The sequence below is a fragment of the Bradyrhizobium sp. ORS 111 genome (assembly GCF_045571485.1).
Classification (GTDB): Bacteria; Pseudomonadota; Alphaproteobacteria; order Rhizobiales; family Xanthobacteraceae; genus Bradyrhizobium.
Genome location: NZ_CP120701.1, coordinates 1,198,004 through 1,210,935 on the forward strand (window position 1 = coordinate 1,198,004; position 12,932 = coordinate 1,210,935).

At 57.3% G+C, this 12,932-nt stretch carries 7 protein-coding genes; 4 read left to right on the forward strand and 3 right to left on the reverse strand.

Translation table 11 applies throughout. The annotated features are described in order from the left end of the window. Positions 1 to 140: 140 nt before the first annotated feature. From P6U30_RS05495 to P6U30_RS05505, 3 genes are all read right to left on the reverse strand, one after another. Positions 141 to 350: a hypothetical protein gene (locus P6U30_RS05495; RefSeq protein WP_407168498.1), complete on the reverse strand. Its 210-nt coding sequence runs from the start codon at positions 348 to 350 to the stop codon at positions 141 to 143. Positions 351 to 985: 635 nt separating this feature from the next. Further along, positions 986 to 2,221 carry a hypothetical protein gene (locus P6U30_RS05500; RefSeq protein ID WP_407168499.1) on the reverse strand — a complete coding sequence of 412 codons (1,236 nt, stop codon included), beginning with the start codon at positions 2,219 to 2,221 and terminating at the stop codon, positions 986 to 988. After that, entirely contained in the window at positions 2,205 to 3,446 is a 1,242-nt protein-coding gene (locus P6U30_RS05505; RefSeq protein WP_407168500.1) for a hypothetical protein, read from the reverse strand. Before P6U30_RS05505 ends, P6U30_RS05500 begins: the two co-directional genes overlap by 17 nt. A 159-nt stretch (positions 3,447 to 3,605) precedes the next feature. On the opposite strand from P6U30_RS05505, the gene P6U30_RS05510 reads away from it, so the two are divergent. From P6U30_RS05510 to P6U30_RS05525, 4 genes are all read left to right on the forward strand, one after another. Then, positions 3,606 to 7,019, forward strand: a complete 3,414-nt coding sequence (locus P6U30_RS05510; RefSeq protein ID WP_407168501.1) for a TM0106 family RecB-like putative nuclease — start codon at positions 3,606 to 3,608, stop codon at positions 7,017 to 7,019. Between the two features lie 317 nt (positions 7,020 to 7,336). After that, the gene (locus P6U30_RS05515) at positions 7,337 to 11,014 is read left to right on the forward strand and encodes a DEAD/DEAH box helicase (protein ID WP_407168502.1); all 3,678 of its coding nucleotides are present in this window, start codon (positions 7,337 to 7,339) and stop codon (positions 11,012 to 11,014) included. Between the two features lie 35 nt (positions 11,015 to 11,049). After that, positions 11,050 to 11,604: a hypothetical protein gene (locus tag P6U30_RS05520; RefSeq protein WP_407168503.1), complete on the forward strand. Its 555-nt coding sequence runs from the start codon at positions 11,050 to 11,052 to the stop codon at positions 11,602 to 11,604. A 17-nt stretch (positions 11,605 to 11,621) separates the two neighbouring features. Beyond that, on the forward strand, positions 11,622 to 12,929 hold the full coding sequence (locus P6U30_RS05525) for a hypothetical protein (RefSeq protein WP_407168504.1): 1,308 nt from the start codon (positions 11,622 to 11,624) through the stop codon (positions 12,927 to 12,929). Positions 12,930 to 12,932 lie beyond the last annotated feature (3 nt).

Here is a 12,932-nt window from a genome sequence, read left to right on the forward strand (position 1 = left end):
GGACGACGAGAACAAGCCCCGCGCATCTGTAAGCTTGCGGCCTATTGGCCTGAATGCGTGCATTTAATGTAGCGTTGCTCTGATCGCCTCGACGGTCCACCCGACGGTTTGTCCGCCGTCTCGCTGCGGAGATCGGCGGCCTAGCTCGCTCTCGCTTCAACCCTTGGCAGCGAAGCGTGATATTCGTCCACGCTGTCGAGGTCGATCAGGGTCTTGCCCCCCATCTTGTACGCCCTGATCCTCTCGTGGGCGATCAGTTCATAAGCCTTGGTCTTTCCGAACTTACCATAGCGACAACCGTCCTTGAATTCGACGAGCCGGCGCCGCTTGTTCTCATCATTTTCAACCATGGGTCCCTGCACGTGCTTCGATGATCTCCGCCACAAGGGTCAAGCCCCTCTGAGCAAGACGGGCTTTTCCACGCCGCGGCTTGGCGTCGACGCGGGCTTACCAGGAAGGCGCTGCGTTTGTGGTAGCTGACGAGTTCCTGCTGACCTGTTTCGACGTCATCTGCGGGTAGCCCAATTGTCAGGATGCGCCGATCTATATCGCCTACGTTGCCAAACAAAAGCCTCTCTGGTGCCGCCGCTAACTCCTGCGCGCCGTAGCGCGCAAATCGGACAAACCCGAAGCGCTGTTGGCAAGCTCGCCTGCCGTCCCCGTGCTCAATGGGCCCCGTTTGGCAATTCCGATGTACAAGCGCCGTTCAACTCTTTCGAGCCCTGGTGCGCCCACCCGATAAAATCGTTTGAGGTCGCCGAACTAAGGCGGTTTTTCAAACGGTGTATTTTTGGATCCTCCCCGACGTTTACTCCCGACGATGTGATCGGAGGACAAAGCGGTTCGACAGGCGGCTCCCCGGCCACGCAAGCCACGTCTCGCGCAGCAGCCCCAGGCCCACAATCTATTTCTCCGACCTCGACGACCTGTTGGCAGAGACCAGGAAAGGCCAGACGCTGATGAATCGGATGTTCTTCGAGCGGATTTACCCGTCGTCGCCTTTGCCCTTCTCGACTTCCTCGATGGCCTTCTTGATTGCCTGGCCCCGTGCCCAAGCATTGCTGGCATCACCCTGGCGCCTCGCACGGTATTCCTCTGGCGTGTACATAATGGTGGAGAGCCCCGCCTCGATATTCCGTTGGTACTCGCCGGACTCGAAGTGGTCGAGCCTGAAATTCTCGTAAGACGTCCGTCCTCCTACCGGCTTCCTAGGCACCAGCTTCAAATCCAGATAGGCGGTCAATATCATCCGGTATAGGGGCGCCGCAAACATGTGGAGCGGCTGCTTCGCAGGAGCGACGATCAATCGGCCTGGCGGAATCGGATTGCCGTGCAGGGCGTCATTCCGCAGCGAGTTGATTTCGCCGAACAGCCAAACCGGCAAGCTGCGGCGCTGACCGTTCTTGTCGCCGAACACCTGGTACTTCTTCTCCGAGCAGGCTGACAGATTCCATGTGATGCTTTCGAGCGCGGCATAGACGCCCTTGAAGGCCTGATTCTTCGCCGGATAGAGGATCTCAAAAGCGCTCGCCCACAACGCCGCTGATCGGACGACGTCGTAGAGGTTAGTATCTGCGCCAGCCGGGAGCTTGGCGGCGGCGTTTGCCATGTTGAGCGAGCGAAACAGCCGCTCATCCTCAACAGCCGGGCTGTCGGTCGAGAAGCACCGCTCCCAGCGCTTCAATAGTTCATTCAGTAGCAGCATATCGACGTCGCGGCGGTCGAGCCGATGAAAGGAAAGGGCGGCCATTGTCTGGCCGCGGAGCAGCTTCACTTCGTGGTATCCGAGAAGCGATGGTGTCTGCGTGATGAGACCTTCTCCTCGGTTGTCCACCATCCAAGGATAAACCGCGAAGGTGTCGGAATACATCGGCCCCTGGCCGTGGCCGAACCTATGCGTCTTCGCCCAGCTCAGGGGAATGACCGACATCGATACGAGGTCGCGAAAACCGGATATGGCGCTGATGGAGCGATAGCTGTCGGGCTTGTCCTTGCGCCAGATGATGGTGCTCGGGTCGACGGCGTCGCCGAATTCTGTCTTGAACCGCTTTAGGAAGCTGCCCAGGCGAGGCTGCTTCTTCTTGATGGCTTCGATGCGGAAGTCATTGGCGGGCACCAGCGCAAATCCCTCGACTTGGATCGGGAATTTGACCTGGACGTTCGGCAGGCTAAACATCGGCCACCAGAGCGGCGGCTCCTTCGCTTTAGGTGCTCGGGACATTGAATGTCATAATTGTCAAAAATACTTCGCGGTTATGGTCGGCGGGATTGCCAAAAATGTATCTTAGACGAGTGTCACCATCCTCGATCGGCCCGCGTTTCTTGTGAGGATGAGCGTCCGTTGTTTCCTGAATGCTCTTCAGGATGCTGGAAAAGTCCTTATTGCGGCTGAAGATAATTACGGCGGCCTTAGTATCTCGCCAGCTCAAATACCCAAGCAGTTGGTCGATCGTCTCCGTGAACGCCTTCGGACCGCTCCAAAACTTACATTCAGCGATGAAGATGTTGCGCCCTTCGACCCGGATGAGTATGTCGGTCTTGCCGGTGAAGTTAAATGTCTCGCCTGAAGCCGCACCCTCGAACTGACCGTTCAACTGGACCAGGAAGTGTTGCCGGATATCTTCTTCGCCCATCGATGCGAAGGCAAACGGGCTGCGCTCCATAACGAGCGTCATGTTCTCGATGATCTTCAGTATTTCAGAATAGGTCTGGTCATCGAGCATCGGCTCGGGCTTAAACGTAGCCTGGGCTGCCGGTTTCGGAATGGTCGGCACAATCTTCTTGCGCACCACTGGGGCGACATAGGTCTTGGGAGCGTCCGCGCGACCCTTCAGCTTGAATCCGAGGTTCGCAACCGAGTTGCGGTCCTTCAGGACTTTGACCTTCTGGGCCTCAATAGCCTCGCGCAAGCGCACCTTGATCCGCTCATTGAAGGGCTCGGCGGTAGCTCGCTGCCAAGTCAAGTATCGCTCGATGTCGTCCAGCATCCCATTCAAGGCTTTATTAGCCTCTTCGGGCTTCAACTCACGATCCGAATGCCTGACGACAACGTGGTTCCCATCGATTTGTGCGCGCGGCGGACCGCTGTCGAAAGTCGTCGGCTGGACGTCGAAGAGTCCTCGGTCCCCCGTGTAGGGAACGGTCAGTTCGACGATGCTGCCCTGTACCGTGCGGCGCCCGTCGCTCCCACCATAGTCGCGAGAAAAGTAGTCGTAGACCTCAACAGGCCCTTCGGAGTGCTCAGCCTCGGCGTTGGCGCGATCGAGGACCGGAACGTTGAGGCGGTATCTCTGCGCTAATTCGTCAACCAGGTCCTCGGTGGGAGTGTTGAGAAGAACGTTATCGTTGATACAAGCGGGCGCTGCCGTGGCACTCTGCTCCTGGCGGTACATGAGATCGTGCATGCCAATTTTATTGAACAACAGCTCGGGTTGGCCGTAACGCATCTGGGAGTCCGCTAGCGAATCAAGGAGCCTCCAATATACTCCTCCGCAATCGTCAATGGACTTGGGGTTGCGAGGTATCTGTGGGTTGGGCGTACAATCGGGCGTGGCCAAGCGCGGGCGCGTGTCCGATTACCTTCGCGCCTTTTGGGGGCTTGGATCATGCAAAGAGTCGGCACCGCTTTAGTGCTCAGCGCCCACGATCTCGTGGGCAATCTCTATTGTGCGCATTTGACCAGCGTCGATCTCAAGGTCGCACAGGGTTTGCTGCCCAAACCTGCGCGCTGGGACCCGCTCCTCGACATATTGCGCGAGCGCGGCCAGAAGCACGAACAGGCCTTCCTCTGTCACCTGAGGGCTAACGGCTTCGAGCCGTTCCTGATCGAGGGCGTCGATGTTACGGATGATGCCGTGACCCAAACGCGCGAGGCGATGCAGGCTGGTCACGCAATCATCGTCCAGGCGGCCGTGCGTGACGGGGACTGGGTGGGACGCGCCGACATTCTGCGGCGAGTGGAAACACCGAGTGACCTCGGGGACTGGTCCTACGAGATCATCGATACCAAGCTTGCCCGCGAAACTAAGGGCGGCACCATCTTGCAGCTATGCCTCTACGCGCAGCTCCTCGCTGCCATGCAGGGCGTCGAGCCGGAGTTCGTCTACGTCGTCGCGCCGTGGTCTGACTTTCATCCGCAGCAATTCCGGATTGCCGATTATATGGCGTTCTTTCGCAAGGCGCAGCGCGCCGCTCAGACGGCGGTGGACGGCGGTATTGACACTGCCAACACTGTCTATCCTGATCCGAAGACCCATTGCGACGTATGTCGCTGGGAGCCGCAATGCGACGCGCGCAGGCGTGCCGACGACCATCTCTGTCTGGTGGCTAACGTGTCCGCGTTACAGATGAACGAGCTGCGCACCAATGGCATCGCGACGGCCAAGGCGCTCTCTGCAATGCCCGTTCCTCTGTTGTGGAAGCCGAAGCGGGGGTCTATTGCCAGCTACGTTAAGGCGCGGGAGCAGGCGCGTGTTCAGGTCGAAGCGCGTGAGACCGGCACTTTGCGCCACGAACTGCTCGATTTTATCCCTGGAACGGGCCTCTACCTTTTGCCTGCACCGTCTCCGGGCGATGTCTTCTTTGATATCGAGGGAGACCCGTTCATCGGCGAAGGCGGTTTCGAATACCTGTTCGGCTTTCGCTACCGCGACGCGGCGGGCAGCGACCATTACGAAGCACAGTGGGCGTTCGACCGTGCGTCCGAAAAGGTGATCTTTGAGACGTTTATGGACTTCGTCACGGCAAGGCGCGCTGAGTTCCCGGAGATGCACGTCTACCACTACGCGCCCTATGAACCCGGTGCGTTGAAGCGCCTTATGGGGCGCTATGCCACACGGCAAACTGAGGTGGACGATCTCCTGCGCGGCAAGGTTATGGTTGATCTCTATGCCGTCGTGCGCAATGCGATCAGGGCAAGCGTCGAGAGCTACTCGATCAAGAAGCTGGAGCCGTTTTACGCCTTTACGCGCATGATGCCTCTCCAAGATGCAAACGTAGCGCTGGCGGCTATTCAGGCGGGTCTGGAACTGGGCGACGCTCAGTCGATCGATGAGGCGGCACGCCAGGCTGTGGCCGCGTACAATCAGGACGACTGCAATTCCACGGCGGCCTTGCGGGATTGGCTGGAGCATCTGCGCGCGCAAGCGATTGCAGATGGTGCTGCGATTGATCGGCCTGCCCGTGGAAGCGATGGTCCAAGCGACGATATTGCTGAGCGTGAAGCGCGTATCAACGAGCTGATCGAGCTGCTGACGCACGATGTTCCGATCGACCCTGTCGAACGTACGCCGGAGCAGCAGAGCCGCTTTATTCTGGCTCATTCACTCGACTGGCACCGGCGGGAGGAGAAAGCGATCTGGTGGGAGTATTTCCGGCTGGCGGCGCTGACGGCCGAGGAGCTGCTTGATGAAAAGGCGGGCCTGAGCGCCCTAGAATTCGTAGGGACGGTAGAACGGACCAAACAGGGCATTCCCACAGATCGGTACAGGTTTGCCCCGCAGGATACCGATATTCGCGACGAAGCTGACCTACATGCCCTGGGAGGAGAGAAGTTCGGGTCAGCCGCCGCCATCTCACAGGACGACCTCACGATCGATATCAAGAAGTCCAAGAAAACGGCGGATATCCATCCGGACGCCGTCTTCGAGCACACGCATATTCCCACGAAGGAGCAGCAGGAATCGCTTCTGCGCCTTGGCACCTACGTCGCCGAACACGGCATCGAGGGCGTGGGGGAATATCAGGCGGCGCGTGACCTTCTGCTTCGATTGCCGCCGCGGCTTGGTTCCGCGCCGTTGCGCATCGAAAGTGAAACCACCCTGGAGAATGCCCTGCGGATCACTCCTGCGCTTTCAGGCGGTATTCTACCGATGCAGGGGCCGCCCGGCACCGGAAAGTCCTTCACCGGTGCGCACATGATTTGCCGCCTGCTCACGGACGGCAAGCGCGTCGGCGTCACCGCCAACAGTCACAAGGTCATTCGCAATCTGATCGACAAGGCGATCGAAGTGGCACTGGCAGCAGGACAGGCCATCAAGGCCGGGCATCGATGCCCGGACAAAGGCTCTGAAACCGATCACGTACGTGTTTATCCTGATAATCCTAAGGCGATTGCGGCGATCAGCTCCGGCGAAATCGCTATCTTGGGCGGCACGTCATTCTTCTGGGCGCGCGAGGATGTGGCGAACAGCGTTGACGTTCTCTTCGTTGATGAAGCCGCGCAGATGTCGCTGGCCAATGTCCTCGCCGTTTCGCAGGCCGCTCCCCAGGTCATTCTGCTGGGCGACCCCCAACAGTTGGACCAGCCCATGCAGGGATCACATCCGGACGGGACAGGCGTATCGGCGCTTCATCACATCCTCGCCGGTCGCCAGACGATTGCCCCTGATCAGGGACTCTTTCTGGAAGAGACCTGGCGGATGCACCCGGCGATTACCGCCTTCAATTCGGAACTGTTTTACGACAGCAAACTGCACGCGGTGCCCAACTGCGCGCAGCAGAACGTGACCTCCACCGGGGTATTCCTCGGAACCGGGCTGCGGTACCTGCCGGTTACTCATACCGGCAACCAGTCTAGTTCGATTGAAGAGGCCGACGCCGTTGCGCGGATCGTGACCTCTTTGCTGTCTTCAGAAACGCAGTGGACGGACAGGGACGGCAAAACGAAAGTGCTGGAACTTTCTGACATTATCATCATCGCTCCCTACAACGCGCAGGTTTTTGAAATTCAGCAGCGCATTCCCGGTGCGCACGTCGGCACCGTCGACAAATTCCAGGGGCAAGAGGCTGCCATCGCGATTTATTCTCTAGCGACATCATCCCACGCCGATGCGCCGCGCGGAATGGAATTTCTCTACAGCGCCAATCGCCTGAACGTTGCGATTTCTCGTGCCAAGTGCCTCGCGATCATGGTCGCGTCTCCGGCGATCTTTGAGGCCGAATGCAAAACACCGCGCCAGATGCAACTGGCAAATGCGTTCTGTCGTTACCTCGAACTGGCACAGACGATCACACTTTAGTCGAGAGAACGCGCCTCCCGACCCTTCCGCATAATCAAAATTGATGCCGACGCATGGACTGCGAGCGCCGATTTCTAGATATTTAGGCATTCGTCCGTGGCCCTGCACTCTGTAAGCACCTGTACAGGGTACGCGGCCTACTCGACACTCATCCTGGCCGAATTGTCGCCGTGCGCGCGCCACCAAGTGGCCAGCTAGGCCGCGCCTGCAGAGGAGGCCGTACGGCGTACAGACTTAAGTCTTTGGAAGGTTTGGCGAAAGAAGGGCTTGCCGCGGCCCGCGCCTAGCGTCACTCTGGTTGTAAAAGGGGCGGGTGCATGGCGTCGGGGCAGGGGCTACAGACCAAGATTTTGCGGCGAGCGAAATCGCCAGAAGACTATACGGTGTATCGGGCCGCGCTGGAATGGGGGCTGACCGACCCGATCGTGATTGAGAGCCGAGACGATTTTAAATCGGAGTTCCGCTGGAAGGAGCGCCTCGATCCTTTCCATCACCAAGTCCAAAACCTCATCACCTTCTGCCGGCGTCTCCCGGTAACCCTGCTGGCGGACGATGTCGGTCTCGGCAAAACCATATCGGCGGGACTTGTGGCGAGCGAGCTAATCGCCCGAAATCGCGTTGCTAAGATCCTAATAGTCGCCCCCAAACTGCTTGGCCCTCAATGGAAGGACGAGCTTGGGACGAAGTTCGATATCCCGGGTGAGGTTGTCACCGGAAGCAAACTTGTTTCCGCTGAACCTGACGACGTCGGGGCCGTCATCACGACATATCATTCGGCGCGCTCGCACTTGGACAAGATTCCCGACGACCGCTTTGACATGTTAGTGCTGGACGAAGCCCATAAGCTTCGCAATCTCTATGGTGTCGATCCCACACCGCAGGTCGCAAAGGTCTTTCATCGAGCTCTTCAGCAGCGCCGCTTTCGCTATGTGTTGATGCTGACGGCGACTCCGATCCAAAATCGGCTCTGGGACCTCTATTCATTGGTCGATCTGCTTAGCGTTGCGCGCGGTCACGAAAACCCCTTCGGCAATGAAGGTATGTTCGCCCGCCGTTTCATCGAGGACAAGCGCGAGAGCGCGCGGGTCCTGAAACCTGACGCGCGTGAGGAGTTTCGAAAGATCGTTTTTGGTTACATGTCGCGCGTGCGGCGGGGCGATGCCAATCTGGATTTTCCCGAGCGAAAGATTCAGCTGCACAAGGTCGATCCTTCTGCCGATGAGCTTGCCCTTATCGAGGCTATCGCCAAGCCTATCCAGAAGCTAAATCGGCTAGCGCAGATAAGCATTCTCCAAGCGCTGACCAGCAGCCCGCATGCGCTTATGGCCCAGCTTCAGACTATGGCTCGCAACGAGACGGTGCCGATGGAGCTCGCGGAGACTGTCAAAACCATCGTCACACCCATGAAGACGAGCGCGAAGCTTGAAGGGCTGCGTCAACTCGTTTCGTTGCTCAAGCAGGAAAATCCGACCGGCTGGCGTATGGTCGTATTTACTGGGCGGCGTGAAACTCAGACCACGATTCAGGTGTTTCTCGAGGAGCTCGGTCTCAAGGTCGGCATCATCAACGGATCATCCGGCCAACGCAACCAAGAGACCATAGCTCGTTTCCGTGCTGATCCGCCTGAAATCCGTGCCATTGTTTCAACCGAAGCTGGATCGGAAGGTGTCAATCTTCAAATCGCGAACGTGTTGATTAATTTCGATCTGCCTTGGAATCCAATGATCGTGGAGCAGCGTATCGGTCGCGTTCAGCGTCTCGGCTCTCAGCATAGGAACGTAATCATCTACAATGTGATGCTCGCCGGCACGTTCGAAGAATATATTGTCGGCCGTCTGATGACCAAGTTGCAGATGGCGACCGATGCCATCGGCGATATCGAGTCCTTGCTCGAAGCATCGGGCGTCGGCGACGGGGAAGAGGGTACCGGTTTCGACGAAAAGATCCGCGAGCTTGTGGTTGCGGCACTTGCTGGCCGCGACATGAAAGCTGCCGCAGAGAGGATCGCCCGCAGCATCGAAGCTGCCAAGAAGACCCTCGAAGAAGAAAAAGAGAATATCGAGCAAACGCTAGGGTCGCAGGATGGCTACGGCTATGTCGGCCCCCAGACGCCGACGCTCGAAAAGATCAAGCCTTCCATGGATCTCGAGTCATTCGTGCGCGCGGCGTTCACAAGTCTAGGCGGAACTGTCAATGATATCGCTCCTGGTGTTCTGCGCATCACCGGCAAGGGTGGGCCAGAATTGGCGCGCCTCACAGAGGATGCCGGGTCCGATTACGCAAAGGTACCGCTCTATAGGCCAGGGAGTCCCGCCTTTCTTCGTCTTATTGATCGCGTCACGGCTTCCGGCCTTCATGACGTTCAGGATACCGATCATGAGCCGCGGCAGCGGATAGAGGCGCTTGTCAGCGACTGGGTCTCTGTTTTTAAGGGAACGAAGCCGGAGGTGACAATCGTGAGCGTGCAGCGCGGGTTCGCAGGTAATGCTATTGCCCGCGTACGCGCGACAACTGCCCATGATAGTTACGAGCGCATCGTGACGATTACGTGCAATCCCAGCGAGCACACTCAGGCGGCCGCTACGCTCGACGCTATACCGGATCTACTTCAGCAGCCCGCGGTCGCTGGTCTCAATTCAAATCTCGTTCTGGATGAAGCCAATCGCGACCCAAACATCGTTGAATTTAACCGCTTCTATCTCGAGCGGCGCGACACTGAACTGAGGTCGGCCGGTAAAGATGCTCGGAAGCGCAAAAAGCTGGAAGATGAATTCACGCCACAGATTGACACAACACTTGTGGCCTTGGACGGCCAGCTGAGCCGGCGGGCAAATCTAAAGGTACGATACCAGCTGGATGGCGCGTCATATGAAAGCGACCTCGTCATCACGCCTTCCGCCGATCGGATCGACACTGCGCCGGCGCTGGAGCCATGCGCGCTGACGCGCGTAGAGGTGCCTGCCGACTGCCTCGCCGCCTGTGAACTGTCGGGCGTGCGCGCGTTAAAAAACCGGTTGGCGCGCTCGGAGGTGAGCGGACGTTATGGATTGCCTGAACATCTCCTTCGTTGTTCGCTTTCTGGGAAGTCGCTCCTCGTTGACGAAGCTGGCATGTCCGACATCACGAATGCTGTCGTTGATCGGACATTGCTCAAATCTTGCGCCATCACCGGCAAGAAGGGAGAGCCTGCCCATTTTGGGCAATGCGCTTTCACAAGCGCCAATGTACTGTTGGAGCACCTTGGCAGAAGCGAGGTTTCGGGCAAGCCCTATCGGCTTGATCAAGAGGCGTCCTCCGTGGTCTCCGGCAAGCGCGGACATGTTCGGGAATTTGTCCGCTGCCAGGAAACGAAACGCACGTTGCTGCCGCGTGAGGCCGAACGCTGCGCCAAGACTGGACGGATCGTTGCACCAGACGTCCTTCGACCCTGCGCGGTCACAGGCAAGCGCGTGCTGCCCAGCGAGCTTCGGACATCGTCCGTCAGCGGCAAACGTGTGCTAGCGGAGCATTTGGTCTCGAGCAATCTGTCCGACGCTATTTTCCTAGCAGATGAGGGCATCCGCTCCGCTTACGGGAAGTTCTGCGCGCCAATCGAAGCGAGGCACTGTCAGTGGAGCGGTGCCGCTACCCATCCGGATGATCTCAAGACCTGCACCCTCTTGGGGCTCTCTGTTCATTTCCAGTATCTGTCAGACGAGTCGCCTCGTCTTCGGCCTGTTGAAGAACTCCTCGCCGGCAGGCTTCGCGCCGTGGATGCACGAGATCGTTGGGACATCATCCTTCCTTTGGTGTCGTCAGCAGTAAACACGAAGAAGTGCCAAATCGAGTCTGGACAACTCTCGCCTGATGGTCAAAAGCTCGCCCTTGCCGTCGAGATCAAGTCCTTGCTTGGGCTCAGAACGCAACATGCGGCGATGCTATACTCACTCAAAGACAATGCGATCCTCGGCAATATTGCGATTGTCAAGCGAGACGGGCATGGCGGTTTCCGCTAGAGCATACTTCAATTCCATTGAACGGATGTCTAACGATGGCAAATATCGAAACTATCAAGTGCAACTTCATCGGTGACTTCAAGGTAGGCGACAACATTCTGGCCAATGGCAAGGCTCTGTGTCGTTTAAGTGCGACCAACGAAGCCAATACGTTCAACAAGCTCATGGTGGTCCAAGCGGGCTCTATTGTTGAAGCCGCGCTTGATCAGATTATCTATCGAGCACAAAATTACACTACGGAAGGGGTGCCCAACATTCCGGCTGAAGTCCTCAAAAAAATCCGTGACACTCAGATCGAGCGATTTAACAACATCATTCAGGCCATGAAGACCCACAAGCTTCTCGATGGTCTGGGCGCGACCATTTACGACGACCTGCATCGCCTGCGCGAGCTTCGCAACCGCGTACATATTCAATTCGACGATAAGCCCGAGGAATTGGGCCGGAACGACCATGACGCTTTTACCAGCAAGAATGTCGCATGGTCGCTTGATCTGTGCATCAAAACCTTGAAGCATTTGAGCGAGAAATTTCCGAGGCCCGAAAGGCTGGGCATGTTTACCCACGACGTTTCCATTCCGAGAAATTAGGTAATAGTAGGCAAGACGTGTCATCCGCATTCAGTGAAAAACAGGTTCACGACGCTTTGTGTGCCAAGGGCGGACTTGAATCGATCGTTCAGGATAGTCCGGAGATTGAGAAGGCGCTCGACGAAGCGGATTACACGCCGCCGAAGATTGTTCCAGCGGAGTATCCCGGACCTGATTTCGAGCTTTGGAAATTTGTGAAGTCGCGCGCCCTGCAAAAGATCGGTCGATTGCATCGGACCGTACGTTACGGCGATTTTATCGGCAGCAAAATCAATCTTCGCACCGACGATACGAAGCCAATGCAGCTCGACCTTTTGGGACAGCACGAACTTGGCTTATTCATTCTGGAGCTGAAGGTCGATAAAACGGCGGAGCGCAACGCGTTCTCTGAGCTGTTCGCATACAGCAATTACATCGCCGAGATGTTCGCTCTGTCGGGCAGCAAGGATATCACGAATGTTCTGGTAGCCAACCTGGACAACAAGATCACCACGCAAGCCTACCTGTACGATCTGCTGATCGCCGATCGCAATGTGATCGTCTACCGGCCCGAGTTCCCGACCGCTTCATTGGACGATCTCACCCTTCACCTGCATATTCCTGACGACGAGGATTTTAAGCATCTCACCAATCGTTTGCTGTCCCACGAGTCGATGGACTGCGTTGTCGTTTCCTTCGATGACATGGAGGGATGGTTCGATAGCAATGAAGATGGCGGCGAGCTCAACGAGCACACGATCGAGCATCTGAGCAAGCTAAGTACCTACGCAGCGCAACTCATGGAAGCCGAGCGGCTTCACGGATTTTGCTTTGTCCGGAAGCGTTGGAAAGAGGTCCAGATGGGCGATGGCAATAGCCTGATCTTTTGCGCGATCAATCCGTTTCGGATCGCTGGCCGCGAGCAATCAAATGACATTTTGGAGCAACTGGACGAAAAGCACCACTACGCATTCTTCGAAGTTCCTGAAATGGGGTTCGGCAGTCGCCTTTTCGCGCTGGCGAAGCGTACGATCAAGGATGGCCTCACCCACGATTACGACTGTGAGTTGGAAAGCGCGGTATGGAGCGCGATGGTAGTCTCGATGATCGAAGTTGTTTTTACGCACAACTTTGCTTTCCGGCCTACTGGAATTTTTCGCGAGGCCTACTCAAACTATCTGAACATGCTCTATGCCGATGAAAATGCAGGCCTGTGCGACGAGGATATCTCGGTGCTCAAGGTCAACGAGCTGTACAGCTGGTTCAACGCTTGGCAGTTCATGGAGCGGTGCGGTTTCACGGAGCCCGATCACAAGAACGGGTTGGAAGATGAGAGCGTGGGATAGCCG

What these genes read in the sequence shown, in the direction of transcription:
- P6U30_RS05495 (WP_407168498.1), bottom strand. Translation starts at nt 350, where the DNA reads ATGGTTGAAAATGATGAGAACAAGCGGCGCCGGCTCGTCGAATTCAAG.
- P6U30_RS05500 (WP_407168499.1), bottom strand. Translation starts at nt 2,221, where the DNA reads ATGTCCCGAGCACCTAAAGCGAAGGAGCCGCCGCTCTGGTGGCCGATG.
- P6U30_RS05505 (WP_407168500.1), bottom strand. Translation starts at nt 3,446, where the DNA reads ATGCGTTACGGCCAACCCGAGCTGTTGTTCAATAAAATTGGCATGCAC.
- P6U30_RS05510 (WP_407168501.1), top strand. Translation starts at nt 3,606, where the DNA reads ATGCAAAGAGTCGGCACCGCTTTAGTGCTCAGCGCCCACGATCTCGTG.
- P6U30_RS05515 (WP_407168502.1), top strand. Translation starts at nt 7,337, where the DNA reads ATGGCGTCGGGGCAGGGGCTACAGACCAAGATTTTGCGGCGAGCGAAA.
- P6U30_RS05520 (WP_407168503.1), top strand. Translation starts at nt 11,050, where the DNA reads ATGGCAAATATCGAAACTATCAAGTGCAACTTCATCGGTGACTTCAAG.